Origin of the sequence: Mesorhizobium sp. M0587, from assembly GCF_040320945.1 — a bacterium.
GTDB lineage: Bacteria > Pseudomonadota > Alphaproteobacteria > Rhizobiales > Rhizobiaceae > Mesorhizobium.
This window is the reverse complement of sequence record NZ_JAMYQP010000025.1, coordinates 83,023-99,869: the sequence shown is the minus strand read 5'-3', so window position 1 is coordinate 99,869 and position 16,847 is coordinate 83,023. Positions and strand designations below refer to the sequence as shown.

General features: G+C 63.7%; 16 protein-coding genes and 1 other RNA gene. 8 read left to right on the top strand and 9 right to left on the bottom strand.

Features of this window, described 5'->3' with window-relative positions; translation table 11 throughout:
- Positions 1–70 precede the first annotated feature (70 nt).
- The 6 genes from NKI49_RS21745 to NKI49_RS21720 form a co-directional block, all read right to left on the bottom strand.
- Positions 71–412, bottom strand: a complete 342-nt coding sequence (locus NKI49_RS21745) for a winged helix-turn-helix domain-containing protein (protein ID WP_352597828.1) — start codon at positions 410–412, stop codon at positions 71–73.
- A gap of 80 nt (positions 413–492) precedes the next feature.
- Complete coding sequence (gene modC, locus NKI49_RS21740) at positions 493–1,605, bottom strand: molybdenum ABC transporter ATP-binding protein (protein ID WP_352597827.1); 1,113 nt, start codon at positions 1,603–1,605, stop codon at positions 493–495.
- Positions 1,602–2,306 (bottom strand): molybdate ABC transporter permease subunit, encoded by a 705-nt coding sequence (gene modB / locus NKI49_RS21735; RefSeq protein WP_352597826.1) that lies wholly within the window; start codon positions 2,304–2,306, stop codon positions 1,602–1,604. The genes modC and modB overlap by 4 nt, the downstream gene beginning before the upstream one ends.
- Positions 2,307–2,319: 13 nt before the next feature.
- Positions 2,320–3,114 carry a molybdate ABC transporter substrate-binding protein gene (modA, locus tag NKI49_RS21730; RefSeq protein ID WP_352597824.1) on the bottom strand — a complete coding sequence of 265 codons (795 nt, stop codon included), beginning with the start codon at positions 3,112–3,114 and terminating at the stop codon, positions 2,320–2,322.
- Positions 3,115–3,544: 430 nt separating this feature from the next.
- A complete protein-coding gene (locus NKI49_RS21725) occupies positions 3,545–4,339 on the bottom strand; it encodes a thymidylate synthase (RefSeq protein WP_352597822.1) in 795 nt (264 codons plus the stop codon).
- Positions 4,340–4,742: 403 nt separating this feature from the next.
- The gene (locus tag NKI49_RS21720; protein WP_352597820.1) at positions 4,743–5,054 is read right to left on the bottom strand and encodes a DUF2853 family protein; all 312 of its coding nucleotides are present in this window, start codon (positions 5,052–5,054) and stop codon (positions 4,743–4,745) included.
- A gap of 166 nt (positions 5,055–5,220) precedes the next feature.
- Between NKI49_RS21720 and ssrA the strand changes: the two genes are divergently transcribed.
- Positions 5,221–5,579, top strand: a transfer-messenger RNA (tmRNA) gene (gene ssrA / locus NKI49_RS21715).
- 195 nt (positions 5,580–5,774) lie between these two features.
- On the opposite strand, the gene NKI49_RS21710 is transcribed toward ssrA, so the two are convergent.
- Positions 5,775–6,980, bottom strand: coding sequence for a multidrug effflux MFS transporter (locus NKI49_RS21710; RefSeq protein ID WP_352597819.1), 1,206 nt, complete (start codon positions 6,978–6,980; stop codon positions 5,775–5,777).
- Between the two features lie 165 nt (positions 6,981–7,145).
- On the opposite strand from NKI49_RS21710, the gene NKI49_RS21705 reads away from it, so the two are divergent.
- The 4 genes from NKI49_RS21705 to NKI49_RS21690 all read left to right on the top strand — a co-directional run bounded on the left by NKI49_RS21705 (position 7,146) and on the right by NKI49_RS21690 (position 8,945).
- On the top strand, positions 7,146–7,835 hold the full coding sequence (locus NKI49_RS21705; RefSeq protein WP_352597817.1) for a TetR/AcrR family transcriptional regulator: 690 nt from the start codon (positions 7,146–7,148) through the stop codon (positions 7,833–7,835).
- 140 nt (positions 7,836–7,975) lie between these two features.
- Entirely contained in the window at positions 7,976–8,506 is a 531-nt protein-coding gene (locus NKI49_RS21700; RefSeq protein ID WP_027025901.1) for an SspB family protein, read from the top strand.
- 12 nt (positions 8,507–8,518) lie between these two features.
- Complete coding sequence (locus NKI49_RS21695; RefSeq protein ID WP_352597815.1) at positions 8,519–8,716, top strand: DUF4169 family protein; 198 nt, start codon at positions 8,519–8,521, stop codon at positions 8,714–8,716.
- Between the two features lie 10 nt (positions 8,717–8,726).
- Positions 8,727–8,945: a ribbon-helix-helix domain-containing protein gene (locus tag NKI49_RS21690; protein WP_352597813.1), complete on the top strand. Its 219-nt coding sequence runs from the start codon at positions 8,727–8,729 to the stop codon at positions 8,943–8,945.
- On the opposite strand, the gene NKI49_RS21685 is transcribed toward NKI49_RS21690, so the two are convergent.
- Complete coding sequence (locus NKI49_RS21685; protein WP_352597811.1) at positions 8,942–10,744, bottom strand: chloride channel protein; 1,803 nt, start codon at positions 10,742–10,744, stop codon at positions 8,942–8,944. The two genes, NKI49_RS21690 and NKI49_RS21685, sit on opposite strands and share 4 nt — an antisense overlap.
- Positions 10,745–10,899: 155 nt before the next feature.
- Between NKI49_RS21685 and NKI49_RS21680 the strand changes: the two genes are divergently transcribed.
- The 3 genes from NKI49_RS21680 to NKI49_RS21670 all read left to right on the top strand — a co-directional run bounded on the left by NKI49_RS21680 (position 10,900) and on the right by NKI49_RS21670 (position 12,684).
- The gene (locus tag NKI49_RS21680) at positions 10,900–11,334 is read left to right on the top strand and encodes a MarR family winged helix-turn-helix transcriptional regulator (RefSeq protein ID WP_352597810.1); all 435 of its coding nucleotides are present in this window, start codon (positions 10,900–10,902) and stop codon (positions 11,332–11,334) included.
- A gap of 124 nt (positions 11,335–11,458) precedes the next feature.
- Complete coding sequence (locus NKI49_RS21675) at positions 11,459–11,764, top strand: hypothetical protein (protein WP_352597808.1); 306 nt, start codon at positions 11,459–11,461, stop codon at positions 11,762–11,764.
- A gap of 32 nt (positions 11,765–11,796) precedes the next feature.
- On the top strand, positions 11,797–12,684 hold the full coding sequence (locus NKI49_RS21670; protein WP_352597806.1) for a sigma-70 family RNA polymerase sigma factor: 888 nt from the start codon (positions 11,797–11,799) through the stop codon (positions 12,682–12,684).
- Positions 12,685–12,725: 41 nt separating this feature from the next.
- On the opposite strand, the gene NKI49_RS21665 is transcribed toward NKI49_RS21670, so the two are convergent.
- Positions 12,726–16,736 (bottom strand): AsmA family protein, encoded by a 4,011-nt coding sequence (locus NKI49_RS21665; protein ID WP_352597805.1) that lies wholly within the window; start codon positions 16,734–16,736, stop codon positions 12,726–12,728.
- Positions 16,737–16,847 lie beyond the last annotated feature (111 nt).

Here is a 16,847-nt window from a genome sequence, read left to right as displayed (position 1 = left end):
CCCCATCCACAACAAACCTCACTAACATCGTTTCGGCCAGCCTGCCCTACTGCCCTACTGCCCTACTGCCCTACCCCGCCTCAATCTCCGCCTGCAATGCCGCCATATGGGTCGCCGCCGCGGCAGCCGCCGCGCGCTCGATGGCGCGGAAGCGGCTGACCACCGCCAGGCCGACGGCCGTCAGTTGCGCGCCGCCGCCCTTGCGGCCACCGGTCTGCGCCGCGACCAGCGGCTTGCCGAATACCCGGTTCATATCCTCGACCAGGTCCCAGGCATGCTTATAGGACATCTCCATGCCGCGCGCGGCGGCCGAGATCGAGCCGAAAGCGGCGATCTGCTCCAGGAGTTCGATCTTGCCCGGTCCGATCCGCCCGTCGGGATCGAGGTTTATCCGCAAACTCAGCGACGGCATGTTGCTCCTCCGCGACTACACCCGACCCCATACTATAAGCTGTTCAGCGATATCGCTATTCCAAAAAAACATAGCGGTGGTCATCCGTCCGCTTCGACCGGCAAGCCGGCCCCGGTATTCGCCCGGTCGAAGCTCACCGTCTTGATCACGGCGAAGACCTGTCCCCCAAGCCGCAGCGCCAGCGCATGCCGCGATTGTTCGGTGATCCGGGCCAACACGGTTGCGCCGTTGCAGTCGACGCCGACCTCGACCGTCGGACCCTCGCCCGGGCTGATCGCGACGATCGTGCCGGGCAGGATGTTGAGCGCGCTGAGGCCCACCGGCCGTTCGGTGGCGATCATGACGTCGCGCGCGCGGACGCGAATGCGGACTGGCGCTCCCACCATCAAAGCCAACCGCGGCACTCGGATCTCACCGGCGGCCGAGGCAAGCACGGTCATGCCGAAGGCTTCGTCGTGACGCAGCACCTTGGTGTCCAGCACCGCACCGCCCTCGCCGCGCTCTTCAGCCGGCAACAGGTCGAGCCTTTGCATCACCGCCTCGGTCGGGCCGCTGGCGAGGACCTTGCCCTGCGCCAGCATCACCACGTCGCTGGCCAGCCGCGCCACCTCGGCAACCGAATGGCTGACATAGACGATCGGGATCTTCGTCTCGTCGCGCAGCCGCTCGATGTAGGGCAGGATTTCGGCCTTGCGCGCCTCGTCGAGCGAGGCCAGCGGTTCGTCCATCAACAGCAATCTCGGGCTCGCCAGCAGCGCCCGGCCGATCGCCACGCGCTGCTTTTCGCCACCCGAGAGCTTTGCCGGCCGCCTGTCCATGAGCGGCCCCATGCCAAGCAGATCGACGACGGAATCCAGGTCCGCGTATCGCTCCGCTGCCGGTGTGAACCAGCGGCCATAGCGCAGATTGCCGCCCACGCTCATATGGGGAAACAGCCGCGCATCCTGGAATACCATGCCGATCCGCCGCTTGTGCTTCGGCACGAAAATGCCGGCGCGGGTATCGACCAGCACGCGACCGTCGACTTCGATGCGGCCCTTGTCCGGCCGGATCAGCCCGGCAATCACGTTGATCAAGGTGCTCTTGCCGGAGCCCGAAGGTCCGAACAGCGCTGTCAGCCGCCCGGCGCTTTCGAAGCTGGCGTCGGTCGCGAACGCACCCAGCCGATGGTTGATATCGACAACGACCGTCATTCGATGTCCATCCGCCGGCCGATGCGACGCGCCAACACCTCCGAGGCAACCAGTGCCGCCATCGAGATGACGATCGAGATCAGTGTCAGACGGAGCGCGCCTTCATCGCCGCCCGGCACTTGCGTAAAAGTGTAGATCGCCGACGGCAGCGTCTGCGTCTCGCCCGGAATGTTGGAAACGAAGGTGATGGTGGCACCGAACTCGCCCATCGCCTTGGCGAAGGACAGGATGGCGCCGGCGATCAGCCCGGGAAGGATCAGCGGCAGCGTGATAGTGGCGAAAACCCACCAAGGATTGGCGCCGAGCGTTCCCGCTGCCGCCTCCATCCTGCGGTCGACCGCCTCGATCGACAGCCTGACCGCCCGCACCATCAAGGGGAAACCCATGACGCCGCAGGCCAGAGCCGCACCTGTCCAGCGAAACGAGAAGACGATGCCCAAATGCTCGGCCAGGAAGGCGCCGGCCGGACCGCGCCTGCCGAAGGCGAGCAGCAGCAGATAGCCGGTCACGACAGGCGGCAGGACAAGCGGCAGATGCACCAGCCCGTTGAGCAAGGTCTTGCCCCAGAACTGGCCCCGGGCAAGCAGCAGCGCGATCAATATGCCCGGCGGCAGGCTGGCTACCATCGCCACGCTTGCCACCTTGATCGACAGCCGGACCGCATTCCATTCGTCGGGAGTGAGGTCCAGCAGCCAGTCCATGCTGTTTCGTATCTCAGTTGCTCGGCGTGAGTACGGTAAAACCCTGCTCCTTGAACAGCGCGCCGGCCTTGGCGGACCGCAGGCACTTCAGGAAGGCCGGCGTATTCTTGTCCTTCGAATCGGCGGTCTGGGCAACCGGATAGATGATCGGCGGGTGCGAATCCTCTGGGAATGTACCGACCACCTTGACGCCCTTCTCGGCATGCGCGTCGGTGGCATAGACGATGCCAAGACCCGCTTCACCCGTCGAAACCAGCTTCAGCGCCGCACGAACATTCTCGGCCTGCGCCACCTTGCCCTCGACCGAGGACCAGACGCCGAGCGATTCCAGCGCCGCCTTGCCGTACTTGCCGGCCGGCACCGCCTTGACGTCGCCAATGGCGAGCTTGCCGTCGCCGATCAGCCTGGCAAGGTCGAAACCCTTCTCGATCTTGGTTTCCACCGTCGAATCCTTCGACGCCACCAGCACGATCTGATTGCCGAGCAGCTTCACTTCGGTATCGGGCCTCGTCAGCTTCTTGTCGGAGAGATATTTCATCCAGTCGAGGTCGGCCGAGATGAAGACGTCGGCCGGGGCCCCGCCCTCGATCTGCTTGGCCAGCGCCGAACTCGCGGCATAAGAGATCGTCGCGGCCCCGCCGACATCGGCCGCGCAGGCTTTGTTGACGGCGTCGAGCGCGTCCTTGAGGCTGGCCGCGGCAAAAACCACAACCTTGTCTTCGGCATGGGCGGCCGGCACGGCCGCCATCAGCATCGCCGCAAAACCGCCAATGGCGATCGCCCTCAATCCGAAACCGTCGCGCGTCATCGAAATCTCCCTAGCGTTTGGAACCAATCGGCTGTGGCTTGCCAACCGATATATCCGTATGAATATAACAAGGGAAGGCCCGACGCTCTTGGAAAGAGCCCGTGCGACATGGATTGCTCTGGTAAGACAGGCACCACAAACCGCGAACGGACCTCCATGAAGATCAGCGCCCGGACATCCTCAAAGGAACGATCACCGAGACCAACCAGGCCGTGGCCGATCTCAAGCTCGAAAAGCGCAAGCAAGTCTACGCCGCGGTCAGGCATCGGATGTGATGGTCGGGGTCGATTGAGGCCCGCGGCTCTAAGAGCAATTCCAGGAAAAGTGTGAAACGGTTTTCCCGGGAAAAGCGCGCAGCGCTTTCCCTTGGGAATTGCGTAAAAACAAAGAGATAGAGCGGTTCGGCGTTTCCGTGAAACGGTGAACCGCTCTAAACGGCGATCGGCGCCTTGATCGATGCATCGGCGACGTAGTTTTCGAGCCGGAAATCCTCGAAGCGGAAGGCGAACAGATCCTTCACCTCCGGATTGATCCACATCGTCGGCAGCGCCCTCGGCGTACGCCGCAACTGTTCGCGCGCCTGCTCGAAATGGTTCGAGTAGAGATGCGCGTCGCCCAGCGTGTGGACGAAATCGCCAGGCTTCAACCCGGTCACCTGCGCCACCATCAGCGTCAGCAGCGCATAGGAGGCGATGTTGAACGGCACGCCGAGAAAGATGTCGGCGGAACGCTGGTAGAGTTGGCAGGAAAGCCGCCCTTCCGAAACATAGAACTGGAACAGGCAGTGGCAGGGCGGCAGCGCCATCGCTTCCACCTCGGCCGGGTTCCACGCCGAAACGATCAGCCGCCGCGATTGAGGATTGCGGCGTATCTCCTTCAGAAGGTTGGCAATCTGGTCGATTGAGCCGCCATGGCCGTCTGGCCACGAGCGCCACTGCTTGCCATAGACCGGGCCGAGGTCGCCATTCTCATCGGCCCATTCATCCCAGATCGAAACGCCATGGTCGGTCAGGTATTTGATGTTGGTGTCGCCGGCCAGGAACCACAGCAACTCATGGATAATCGACTTCAGGTGTAGTTTCTTGGTGGTGGTGACCGGAAAGCCGCGCGCCAGATCGAACCGCATCTGGTAACCGAAGACGGAACGAGTGCCGGTACCCGTGCGGTCGCCACGGTCGGCGCCGTTTTCCAGCACATGCTGCAAGAGGTCGAGATACTGGCGCATCGGTTCCGCTCGATTCGGTTGTCTGGCCATCATAACCGACAGACAGGCTGCCGAACACAACAAAGCGGCGCTTGCGGTGCTTGCCCTATTTCACTTTCCACCGTTTGCGCCGCCCCTCACCTGCCTCCCGGCATCCTCTCCCCGTATAGGGACGGGGAGAGGGGCGCTGTCATGGGTGGTTTCGCCAATCGCCAGCGTTGCGAGATTGGCGCCAGCGCTGCGGCTGCCCCTTTCTCCCCGTCACTATACGGGGAGTTGAGGAGTGGTCCGCGTAGCGGACGAAAAGCCAATTGCTTGGCTTTTCGAACGACGAACGCCCGGCAGGGCAATGAGGGGCGGCGTCGACTCCGGCAAGTTAAAAATCAAACCGCCTGCTGCCAGCCTTGCAAATCGCAGCACCCCTTCAGAGAGACGCGAGCTTGCCCAGATCCTTTGCGACGAGATAGTAGAAAGTCACCCGGTTCTTGGTGTTGTCCGCGGTCATCGCCTTGCAGGTCTTCTCGATCGCGGCGTCGGCCTTCTGTGCGTCGGCGACGCCGAGCTTCTTGGCGACCCAGCTCTCCTTGACGCGCTCCAATTCCTTCGGATCCGTGCAGGATACCAGGGAGGAATCGCGATTCCTCAGCGCGATGCCGAGATGCTTGACGATTTTCTCGACCACGTTGGCATCGGCGCCAGCATCGTATTTCTTCACATCCGCAAGATAGTCGGCCATAAAAATCCCCTCGTCGGCGCCACGGATCCGATCGATGAGGGCTGTGGCGCGCTCCGCAACTCGTGCGCTCGTTCGGTAACTCCTCACCGTGACAAAGCTTCGGTTGAGACCGCGTGCAAGTCAACCCTCGGCGTCGCGATTTGACACAGGGACAAAGTGCCAAGGTGGCCTTTCATTTCATGCGGTGGCCCCCTATATTCGCTTTGTCGGCTTGACCGACTATGGCGATAAATGGGCGATGAAATAAGCCGTTCGGACCCGGGGGCGGTACCCGGCGCCTCCACCAAAAGCCGCTGTTGAACAGAGCGGTTTTTGCTGGGGGCGAAATAGGATCGACGAAGGTGTAAAGATCGTACTTTTGCCCGGCATTGTACCACCGTTATCGGGCTAAACTTGTAGTTGCCAACGACAACTATGCGGAAGCACGTCTCGCTGCTTAATGCAGTGCGATAGCTTCAAATCAAGCCCTAGGGGTTCGCACTTCTAGGCGGGGTTCGGAGGTACCTGGCAACAGAAACCTCCACTTCTCCCCCTTTCAATACACACGCATCGGCCGCGCCGGCCGGCAGACTTCGCACGACCCAACTTCGCACGGCCCTGGGCCGCGGAGCCGCCGCGTGCTTCTTTCCCAGAGGCGCGGCTGCGCCTCGTGCTGGCCGAGGCTGGACTGACATGAAAAAGGCCGGGTCGAACCCGGCCTTTTCATGTGTTCGTGGCCGCTTACTCCGCTGGCGCCTCGACGGCTTCGCGCGAGCGGCCGAGCGTTATCTTGGCCAGCGTGAACGAAATCACCGCGCAGAGCGTGATGCCGGCGACCATCGGCAGTGGCGTGCCGTCGAAGAACACTCCGGCGACGCCCATGGCGACCGCACCGATGGCGAAATGCAGCGTGCCCATCAGCGCCGAGGCCGTGCCGGCGATCTCGCCATGCTCTTCCATGGCCAGCACCGAGGTGGTCGGGATGACCAGGCCGAGGAAGCCGTAGCCGACGAACAGCAGCGCCGCCATCACGTCGAGCCGGTCGATGCCTGTCGCCATCACCGCGAACAGCACCACCATCGTCGTCGCGTAGCCGGTCACCGCGACACGCACCACGCGCCGCAGGCCGAAGCGCTCGGCCAGCAATCCCGTCAACTGCGACATGCCGATGAAGGCCACCGCATTGATCGAGAAGAACACGCTGTAGACCGAAGGCGACAGCCCGTAATGGCCGATCAGGATGAAGGACGAACTCGACAGATAGACGAAGAAGCTCGCAATACCGAACCCTGCGATCGCCACCAGGCCGAGGAAATTGCGGTCCCCCATCAGGAAGCGGTAGCCGGAAAGCGCCGTGCCGAAGGAGGAACCGACACGCTCTTCCGCCGATCGCGTCTCCTTGAGCGAGGTGGCGAGCAGGATGGTGGCAAGCACCGCCGCACCCGTCACCGTCCAGAACACGGCGCGCCAGCCGAAATTCTCGATGATCTGGCTGCCGGTCAGCGGCGCCAGGATCGGCGACACCGAAAACACCAGCATCAGCAAGGACATCAGCTTGGCGGCTTCATTGCCGGTGTGCAGGTCGCGCACGATGGCGCGCGGAATGGCCATGCCGGCGCTGGCGCCAAGCCCTTGCAGGAAACGGAAAGCGACCAGCCACTCGATGCTCGGCGCCAGCGCCGAACCGATGCCGCCGACCATGAACAGCGCAAGACCGCCATAAAGCGGCAGCTTGCGGCCGACCATGTCGGAGATCGGCCCGACGACGATCTGGCCAAAGCCCATCGACAGGAAGAAGATCAACAGGCTCATCTGCACGGCGGCGGTGCCGGCGTTGAGATCGGCGCCGATCGAAGGCAGTGCCGGCAGATACATATCGATGGCGAACGGGCCGATGGCGGACAACAGGCCGAGCACGACCGCGATGCGGAGGAATTTGGGACTCATGATAAGGCTCTTTCGAATTTGGTTGCCGCCGGCCGGCGACGTCTGACCCTAGGACGTTTCATCCCAGGAGATCCCGACACGTTTCCGCAGCGAAATCTCTTAATATTGTGTCCAGAAATTTAGACACTCTTGTCTAAATCGTCAATCACCTCTATATAGAATTTCATGAAATCGAGCGTCTCTCCTGACATTTTCCCGCCACGCGGCCACGAGGCCAAGCGGGTGTCGATCGTGGACGCCGCCGCTGGCGTGTTCTGCCGCGAAGGTTTTGCCGGCGCCAATATCGACCTGATCGCAGTCGAGGCCGGCGTCTCGCGCCAGACGGTCTACAACCACCACGGCGACAAGGAAAAACTGTTCATCGCCGTGGTGCGCGATCTCACCGAGCGCTGCAATGCCGGCATCTTCGCCACTATTGCCACCTTTCCCGACCAGCCGAAGGATCTTGAAGCGGATCTGACCGGCTTTGCCGTGCGCCTGAACCAGAATTGCATCTGCAACCGCGACGGCAAATTCCTGCGCAAGCTGATCCATACCGAAGGCGAGCGTTATCCCGAACTGTTCGCCGAGTGGCGCGAACAGGGACCGGGCAGGACATGGCCGGCAATCGCCGCCCGCTTCGCCCGCCTCGCCTATGGCGGGTATCTCACGATCGAGGATCCCGACGTGGCGGCACGCCAATTCCTTGGGCTTGCCAATGCCGAACTGCAGACCACCTTCATGCTCGGCGGCACGCCGAGCGAGGAGGAGGTAGTGCAATCCGCGAGGAATGGCGTGCGCACCTTCCTGCGCGCCTTCGGCAAGCGCCGGTCCGTGGCCCTGGTGGAAAAGCAGAGCGCCCTGGCTGGCGCCTGACAATCACGCCGCGGCGGAGCAGCCTACCCGATCAAATCGTCGGCAATAAGTCCTCGCTTCGGCGCGGCTATGGTCTATATGCGGTTTACGCCGCGCTCAAGCTTGATTACAGCTATGCGGACGATTCAACGGAACCCGACATGGCCGACGACCACATCCGCTACGACATTCTGGCCCAGGAGGCGTTGCGCGGCGTCATGCGCAAGGTTCTGGCCGAGGTCGCGCGCACCGGCCTCCCCGGCAACCATCATTTCTTCATCACCTTCCTGACCGGCGCGCCGGGCGTGCGCGTGTCGTCGCGGCTGCGCGAGCGGTATCCCGAGCAGATGACCATCGTCATTCAGTTCCAATATTGGGACCTCAAGGTGACCGACACCGGCTTCGAGGTCGGCCTTTCCTTCTCCGACGTGCCTGAGAAACTCGAAATCCCGTTCTCGGCCGTGCGCGGCTTCTATGATCCGTCGGTCAATTTCGAGCTCGAATTCGACGTCAAGACCGACGACGCGGCGGCCGAGGAGCCGACCGCGCCCGAGCCGCTGGCCGTCGTTTCGGAAAAAAAGCCGAAAGCCGAGAAAAAGGCGGCCGCAGAGGCCGAGAAGAAGCCTGCACCGGCCGATGCTTCCGCCAAGGGCGCCGAAGTCGTTTCGCTCGACGCCTTCCGCAAGAAATAAGCCTCCGAGCCAATGGCCGACATCGTCAATCTCCGCCAGGCCCGCAAGCAGAAGGCAAGGCTGGAGAAGGAACACACGGCCGACCAGAACCGCGCCTTGCACGGCCGCACCAAGGCCGAAAAGGAGCGCGACCGCATGACGGCCGACAGAAGCGAAAGATTCGTCGCCGGACACCGCCGCGAGCCATCCGGCGGCGACGGCGAACAATGACGGTGCCGGCGTGAGCGCCGTCGAAAAGCGTTCGGTGACGATCCGCGGCCACCGCACCAGCTATTCTCTCGAAAAGCCCTTCTACGACGATCTCGTCGCGATAGCCGCCGCGCGGCAATTGACGCTCGCCGCGCTCGTCGCCGAAGTCGATGAGACGCGGCCCCGCGACACCAATCTGTCCTCGGCGCTCAGGCTCTACGTCCTGGAGTGGGCGAAGCGCGGCGGCTAGATACCGTCGACCACGTGTTCCTTCTTCCTGCGTCCGGCGCCGAAACCGAGCAAAGTCGAGCGATCGCGCTCCTCGGCCTGCTTCCTTGACCGCACGCGCATCAAATCCTTCCAGCCGACATAACCGACCAGTTGCTGGCTTTCGCGTGTGACGACCGGCAGATGCGAGACATTGGCGGTCAACAGCTTGTCCGACAGGCCTTCCAGATATTCGTCGGGATAGGCGAGCGTCACCTTGCTTCCGGCAAGCAGGTCGCCGAGCGTCGTCGTCCTGTGCTTGCCGGCGCGTCTCCAGCGCAGGATTGCCGGCGGATCGATGAGGCCGAGCACATGTCCGTTCTCGTCGACCACCGGAAAGCTCGGATGCCGCGTTTCCGGGGCGGTCAGGAACGCGGCCGCGCCATGCAGCGTCATTGCCGCCGGCACGCTCTCGACCTGCGAGGTCATCACCTCGCGCACCCTGGTCAGGGCGAAAGGATCGACGCGATACTCGCGAACCAGATGATGTCCCCTTCTGGCGATCTTCTCGGTCAGGATCGAACGCTTCATCAGGAGCACGGTGACCGCATGCGCCGCCGCGCAGGCGGCGATCAGCGGCACCAGCATATGCGTGTTGCCGGTCAGTTCGACGGCGAAGAAGGTCGCCGTCAGCGGCGCGCGCATCGTGCCGCCCATGGTGGCGGCCATCGCCAGCAGCGCCCAGAAGCCTGGATCCGCCTCCGGCAGGAAACCGGAAAGCACCGCTCCCATTGCCCCGCCCATGATCAACAGCGGCGCGAGCACGCCGCCCGATGTTCCCGAACCGAGCGCAACCGACCAGATAATGCCCTTCACCACAAGCAGCATGAGCGCCGCGGTGGCGACCATGCGGCCGTCCAGCATCTCGGCGATATTGTCGTAGCCGACGCCGAGCGCCTGCGGTTCGATCAGCCCGCCGATGCCGACCACCAGGCCGCCGAGCATCGGCCACCACATCCAGTGAATCGGCAGCTTCTGGAAACCGTCCTCGCAGGCATAGACCATCTGCGTCAGCAGCCCCGACAACAGGCCTGCCGCGACACCGATCGCGATCCAGCCGGCAAGGCCGACAAAGGAAATCTCCATGCCGCCCTGAAACGGAAAGATCGGCCCGGGCAGATGCAGCATGGTGCGCTCGACCTCGGCAATGATCGCCGCGACCGCGACGGGAATGAAGCTGCGTGGTGTCCATTCGAAAAGCAGCAATTCGACGGCCAGCATGATGGCGGCGATCGGCGTTCCGAACACGGTGGTCATGCCGGCCGCCGCTCCCGCCACCAGCAGCGTCTTGCGTTCATTGTCGCTGACCGGCAGCATCTGCGCGATCAGCGAGCCGATCGCGCCTCCGGTCATGATGATCGGGCCCTCGGCGCCGAACGGTCCGCCGGAACCGATCGAGATCGCCGACGACAGCGGCTTCAGGATCGCAACCTTGGCGTCGAGTTTCGAACGCCCGAGCAGGATCGCCTCGATGGCCTCGGGAATACCGTGGCCGCGGATCTTCTCGCTGCCGAAACGCGCCATCAGGCCGATGATCAGTGCGCCGATCACCGGGACGATGACGGCGGCATAGCCGAGCGGCGTATCCTCAAGCTTCAGGTCGGCGAGCGAGAATTGGCCAAAATAGGCGACGTTGGTGGCAAGCCGGATCAGTTTCAAAAGCACGATGCCGGCAAACAGCCCCGCTGTCGCCACCACCACGGCTATCGCCGCCACAAGCAACACCCTGGCGTCGGTGGTGAAATCCCTGAGGTGGCCGGGATTGGGCTGATGCGTCTTCATGGTGGATTTGCTTCCTGGCGGCGGCCGTATCTGATCCGCGGCAGGGCCAACGCGACCGACCGGGACTGTCGGTTGGCTATGTATCGTAACACGATATAAATATTCAAGCCGGTTCTGTTCGAAATCCGTTTGAGCTTTCGCCGGAAAACAAACAAATGTCTGATATGACGCAGCTGCAAAAATCACGCCCCGCCATCAGTCAAGCCGATTACCAGCGTCTCTCCGAGTTTCGGTATCTGATCCGCCGCTTCCTCGAATTCAGCCAGGTGCAGGCCGAAGACGCCGGCCTGACCCCGCGCCAGCACCAGGCACTGCTGGCGATCAAGGGGTTTCCGGGCGGACCGGTCACGGTCGGCGATCTGGCCGAGCGCCTGCGCATCCGCCACCACAGCGCCGTCGAATTGGTCAATCGCCTTTGCGAGGCAGGGCTGGTCGCAAGGGATCAGGACAAGGACGATCATCGGCGCGTGCTGCTGCGGCTGACCGAGCGCGCCGATGATCGCCTGGCCGAGCTGTCGGCCGCCCATCTCGACGAACTGTCCCGCATCGAACCCATGCTGAGGCGCCTGCTCGATCGGGGCGCCGAGTGACTGCCGGCGTCCTTGGCGCGGACAACGCCGGTTATTTTCGCCAACGTCGAATCCTTTGGTCTCGCCGCGACGTCTTGGAGATGAGCGCCTGCGGAATGCAAGGCGGCCAAGAGGATAGGATGCGATGAAACACCACCTGATACGCTACAAGACCAAACCGGAACGGGCCGACGAGAACGAGCGCCTGGTCAAGGCCGTGTTCCAGGAACTGCGCGATAAATCGCCGGAAGGCGTCCGCTACATGACATGGCGGTCCAGCGACGGTACGTTCGTCCACATGGTCGAGATGGAAACCGAGGGCCATGCCGGCATCATTCCCGGGCTTGCCGCATTTGAGGCCTTTCAGGACGGCATCCGGGATCGCTGCATCGACCCGCCGCATCGCGACGTAATGACCATGGTCGGCCATTACCGGATGCAGGCCGAGTAGTTGCGGGTGCAACGACGTCACGGGGAAGGCGTATGAACATAACCGTTCCTGGCGACCAGAGCGCGCTCTTTGACCGGCTGTTCGGGGAATTGCGGCCCAAGCTGCACCGCTATTGCGCCCGCATGACGGGCTCGGTCGTCGATGGCGAGGATGTCTTGCAGGAGGCGATGGCCAAGGCGTTCGAGGCGTTGCCGGATGCCGGCCCGATCACCAATCCGGAAGGCTGGCTGTTCCGCATCGCGCACAATGCGGCGCTCGATTTCCTGCGCCGGCGCACCCGTGAAAAGGCATTTTCCGACGAGGAGCTGGATATGATCGTCGACCCGGCAAATCCCGCCATCGACCGTCAGGCGGCCGCGGCCGGCCTGCATACATTCATGCGCCTTCCCGTCGCCCAGCGAAGCAGCGTCATCATGATGGATGTCCTGGGCTATTCGCTGCTGGAGATCAGCGCCATGCTGGGGACCAGCATCCCGGCGATCAAGGCGGCGCTGCATCGCGGCCGCGGCCGCCTGCGCGAGCTTGCCGACGAACCTGACGACCGCCCGCTTCCCCGGCTGAGCACATCCGAACGTGCGCTGCTCGACGTCTATATCGATCGCTTCAACGCCCGCGATTTCGATGCGGTGCGCGACATGCTGGCCGATGAAGTGCGGCTGGAGCTGGTGGCCAAGGCGCGGCTCAACGGACGCAAGGAAGTCAGCACCTACTTCCACAATTATTCACGGGTCCAGGATTGGTGTTTCGTGCCCGGGTTTGTCGAGGACAGACCGGCGGTTCTCGTCCGCGATGGCGACGATCCGACGGCACCTCCGGCCTATTTCATCCTGCTGGCCTGGCAGGATGGTAGGCTTGCAGCCATCCGCGATTTTCGCCACGCCCGCTACGTCGCCGACAGCGCCAAAATGTCCATTCTTTGAAACGGTTGCCACCGCGGATTGAGCGACGGTAGCCCTGCTCGCTACTCCAACGATTTCAGCAGATTGTCGATCGTGAAGGGATTGGCCTTTGGCTTGGCCGGAGGCGGATTGTCGTTGGCGGGCGGCGACCGCTCGGGCTGCGGCGCCTGTTCCGCGGCCTTGCGTTCAGCCTCGAGCCTCGCCTTTTCCTGCGTGGCGATGCGCATTGCCTCTTCCGTTTTCCGCCGCTCCTGTTCGGCCTCGGCCTTGGCCGCTTCGTCGGCAGCCTGTCGTGCGGCCGCGGCCTTCGCTTCGGCTTCGGCTTGTGCCCTCGCCTCGGCATCCGCCTTGGCTCTCGCTTCCGCATCGGCTTTCGCCTTTGCATCGGCTTCAGCCTGGGCCTGGGCGTCCGCCTCGGCCTTCGCCTTGGCGTCGGCCTCGGCTTTCAACCGCGCCGCCTCCTCTTGTTGGCGCTTCTCCTCGGCCGCCTTTTCACGCGCGTCCTGCAGCGCCGCGTAGTAGCGCACCTCACGCCGCAGCCGCTGCTTTTCGAGCAACGCGGCCTGCATCGCTTCGACGCGCTGCTGCTCCTTTTCCAGCGCGCGCTGGGTCAGGAACTGCGCCAGCGGCTCACTGTCGAACTGCCGTTTCACGGCGCCTAACGGTCCCTCGGCGCTAAAATTCACGACCGGGTCCGAGCCGACCAGCGCCTCGTCGCCGGGCCGATAGGTGATCGCTCCCTTGGCGGAAACCATGGCTGTGTTGAGATCCGCCGTGATGTCGGCGGACAAGGTCGCCGCCGGAGTCTCGAGGCTGATCGGCGGCGCCCGCAGCGTGCCGCCGGCAATCGTGAAGGCGATGTCGGCATCCCCGGCGGCAAAACTTCCATCGCCAGCGATCTCAGGTGCAAAGCCGGCGGTCTTGGCCGCGTCGATGTCGCGGCCGATCGCATCGGCCTTGGCCAGGAACGCGCTGAACGCATCGGGATTGACGCCGGCAATCTGCAAACCCTTGAGCGTCGCCGTGCCGGAGCCGGACAGTGCGGCGACCATGGCGTCGACCGACTTGCCGCTGGTCGACAGCGCCGCCGAGAAGTCGCCCTTGCCGCCGATGCCGGCATCCGGCAGCACGTTGGCCAGATCGGCACCCGCCAGTTTCATCTGGCCGGTGAACAATCCGGTGCCTTCATTGTTCTTCAGTTCGAACAGGCCGGTCAGTGCCCCGCCGAGGAACTTTGCCTTGAGATCTGAAACGCGGATGCCTTCCTGGTCGAGCTTCAGTGAAAAGGCCGCGTCATAGGCTGCGGCGAACGACCCGGCGGCAAGTGCGGCTGTCGTCAGGTCGAGATCGGCCGTGAACGGCAGGCTGGATTTCTGGCTGAACGGAGCCGATGGCCAGACGCCATTCCTGTCGTTGCCGCTCTTGTCGGCTCCACTCTTGTCAGCCCCACTCTTGTCAGCCCTACTCTTGTCGGTCCTGCTCTTGTCGGCAAGAAAAGCGGAATCGCCGAACAGGGCCACGGCCATCGGATCGAGGTCGATTTCGTCAAGCGCCAGCGCGCCGGCCAGGTGTGGCACGCCGTCCTTGGCGTCGACATTGACGTCGCCGGACACCGCCGCTTCGTTGATGGCGCCACTTAGATTGCCCAGCACCAGCAGCCCGTTGCCGTAATCTCCTTGTGCCGTCAGCGACGTCGACATGCCCGCCCCCATGCCTGGCAGCCCAATGCCTGATGTCATCAGCCAGGGTTCGATGTCGGCGGCATCGAGGTTGATCTTGCCTTTGGCGGTGGGCCCTTGCGGCGTTTCCGCAACGGTTCCTTCGAAACCGGCCCTGAAATCATTGCCGGTGAGGTTGAAAGTCGTCGCCAGGCCGCCGCCAAGCGTGCCCTTGGCCTGGATATCCGTAGTAGCTTCCCCCAGCATGCCGAGCGGCAGCGCCGGCAGGCCGTAGAGGGCCAGCAGCGCGGTAGCGTCAGGGTTCCTGGCGTTGAAGGTCAGCGTCGCCGGCGCTTCGACAAGCTTGTCCACCGCTCCGTTCCCCGACAGAGAGGCCGAAAAGGATGATCCGCCGGCTTTGCCTTGCGCGCTCACCGCCAGGCCCGTGGTGGAGTCGCCATTATCGGCGGCACTTGCCACGACGTCGATGCGCGCATCCTGGAACAGGTCGGGATAGGCTGCGGCACGGCTCGCCAGCCCCTCCAGCACGGCATTGTCGGGATAGTGCTGCGCGGCGACGTCGATCAGCGGCTTGAGATCGACAGCAACCACGGAAGCGTCGAGCTTGCCGGTCGGGCTCGCCGGGAAATCCTTGATCCGGCCGGTGGCGCTGATCGAGGCGCCGGCCAGTCCGCCCAGCGACAGCCGGTCGATCTCGAGCAGCCCGTCGCGCAGCCTGAGCGCCGTGTCGACCGTGTCGGCGGTCAAACCGCCGGCGCTGACCGGGCCGGCCTTGATCTGGAAATCGAGGTCGCGGTCGGCGAAGCGGTTGGCGCCCTTGTCGCTGACGAAGATCGAGGCGAAGGCCGCCAGCCCGTCGACGTCGAGTTCGCCGCCCTCGAGCCGCATCAGCACCGACGGCCTGGCATTATCAGGCCGGCTGGAATCGATGCGGCCGGAGAACTTCGCCTTGCCCAGGATCAGTTCGAGGTCGCTGAAGGCCTGGCGCTTTTCCGTGAGATCGACCTTGGCCTTGAAGCCTGCGGCCGGCAGACGGCGGATCGCCTCGTCGACATCCTTCGACAGCCAGGCGGCAAAGCCGGAGGGTTGCGCCACCGCCAGCAAGAGCGAGCCGGTGAAGCCGAAATGGTCCTCGACGCTGAGCATGCCGTCGGCTTCCAGCTTGGCGCGGCCGGGCAAGGTTGCCGCCAGCGATTTCACCGACCAGCCGCCATCGACCGGCTCGGCCGAAAGATGCACGTCGCGTACCGTGGTATCGCCGGCCACCACCGCCGGCAGCTTGACCTCCACGGTGCCGGGGATGGTCGGCTTCGGAAGCCCGAGCAGCGCCTGCTCCAACCCGGCGATGCGCTGATCCAGCGTCAGGCCGGCGCCTGCTTCACCTGTCACCGCTTCGTCGAATTGCACCTGCGCGCCATTGGCCTCGATGGCGAAGCTCGGCTTCTGTCCGAGATCCACCGAAGCCTTGCCTTCGGCGGTGTAGGGATTGTCCAGCGGTCCGGTCTCGAAACGGAATTCGTCGACGCCGAGCTTCTGGTGGTCGAGCGAAAACTTGCCGTTCAGCCGAAAGCCCGGATCGGGCTTGCCGGCGCTGACCTTCACCGTCTTGCCATCGGTGCCGCGCAGTTCGGCGCTGTCCCTGTCGGCGGAGTCCTTGTCTGAATTCGAAATCTTGAACTGGCCGGAATAGACGGCGGCACCGTTGACGATGCCGGCATTACCGTCGGTCTCGATGATGAGCGGATAGGCGTCGGGATCGGCCCTCAGCCGAAGCCGCATCTGCCCGTTGCCTTCGGTCTTGCCGGTGGAGGCGGCGACCGTGGTGCGCAACCCATCCAACCGCAGCGTGCCGTCCAGCCGCCACGGCCCCGCCAGCGACTTGGCCGAAATGGTCGAGTTGATCTCCGACATGAAATGGCTGCGCCCGCCGGCGGCATGGCGCAGTTCGATCTGCCCTTCCGTCACCGTCAGCTTCTCGATCGAGATCTGGGCGGGATCGAAGGGCGAGGACGGCCGCATCGCCCAGTCGACGGTGCCGTCATTGGCGATGTCGATCGTCGCTTTCGGCCGCACCAGCCGCATGTCGAAGATCAGCACTTCGCCGCGCAGGAAGGGCGCCAGCTCGGCATCCATCGAAAACGTCTCGACGGTCATGGCCGGCTGGCCGTCGGGACCGCCGCTAACGGCGACGTTGGAGAAGGTCACCGACGGAAACGGCAGAAGCCGCGCCGTGGCGTCGCCCTGCACCGTCACCTTGCGGCCGAGGATGGCGCTGGCCTCGCGCTCGAAATCGGCGCGATAGCCGGTCCAGTCGACAAAATACGGCACCACCAGCGCCGCGCACAGCACCAGCACCAAAAGGCCACCAAAGATCACGAACAGGCGTGCGAGCATCAGCTCCGAATGGGTTTGATGAAATTCAGCCGCACTCTACCCGCATCCGCGTGTCGATAAAGAGGCAATTCATCCAGTGTTGCGCGATGTCGGACGATCTGAAAACAAATC

Coding starts and splice junctions, on each gene's coding strand:
- NKI49_RS21745 (WP_352597828.1), bottom strand. CDS start 412: ATGCCGTCGCTGAGTTTGCGGATAAACCTCGATCCCGACGGGCGGATC.
- modC (WP_352597827.1), bottom strand. CDS start 1,605: ATGACGGTCGTTGTCGATATCAACCATCGGCTGGGTGCGTTCGCGACC.
- modB (WP_352597826.1), bottom strand. CDS start 2,306: ATGGACTGGCTGCTGGACCTCACTCCCGACGAATGGAATGCGGTCCGG.
- modA (WP_352597824.1), bottom strand. CDS start 3,114: ATGACGCGCGACGGTTTCGGATTGAGGGCGATCGCCATTGGCGGTTTT.
- NKI49_RS21725 (WP_352597822.1), bottom strand. CDS start 4,339: ATGCGCCAGTATCTCGACCTCTTGCAGCATGTGCTGGAAAACGGCGCC.
- NKI49_RS21720 (WP_352597820.1), bottom strand. CDS start 5,054: ATGGCCGACTATCTTGCGGATGTGAAGAAATACGATGCTGGCGCCGAT.
- NKI49_RS21710 (WP_352597819.1), bottom strand. CDS start 6,980: ATGAGTCCCAAATTCCTCCGCATCGCGGTCGTGCTCGGCCTGTTGTCC.
- NKI49_RS21705 (WP_352597817.1), top strand. CDS start 7,146: ATGAAATCGAGCGTCTCTCCTGACATTTTCCCGCCACGCGGCCACGAG.
- NKI49_RS21700 (WP_027025901.1), top strand. CDS start 7,976: ATGGCCGACGACCACATCCGCTACGACATTCTGGCCCAGGAGGCGTTG.
- NKI49_RS21695 (WP_352597815.1), top strand. CDS start 8,519: ATGGCCGACATCGTCAATCTCCGCCAGGCCCGCAAGCAGAAGGCAAGG.
- NKI49_RS21685 (WP_352597811.1), bottom strand. CDS start 10,744: ATGAAGACGCATCAGCCCAATCCCGGCCACCTCAGGGATTTCACCACC.
- NKI49_RS21680 (WP_352597810.1), top strand. CDS start 10,900: ATGTCTGATATGACGCAGCTGCAAAAATCACGCCCCGCCATCAGTCAA.
- NKI49_RS21675 (WP_352597808.1), top strand. CDS start 11,459: ATGAAACACCACCTGATACGCTACAAGACCAAACCGGAACGGGCCGAC.
- NKI49_RS21670 (WP_352597806.1), top strand. CDS start 11,797: ATGAACATAACCGTTCCTGGCGACCAGAGCGCGCTCTTTGACCGGCTG.
- NKI49_RS21665 (WP_352597805.1), bottom strand. CDS start 16,736: ATGCTCGCACGCCTGTTCGTGATCTTTGGTGGCCTTTTGGTGCTGGTG.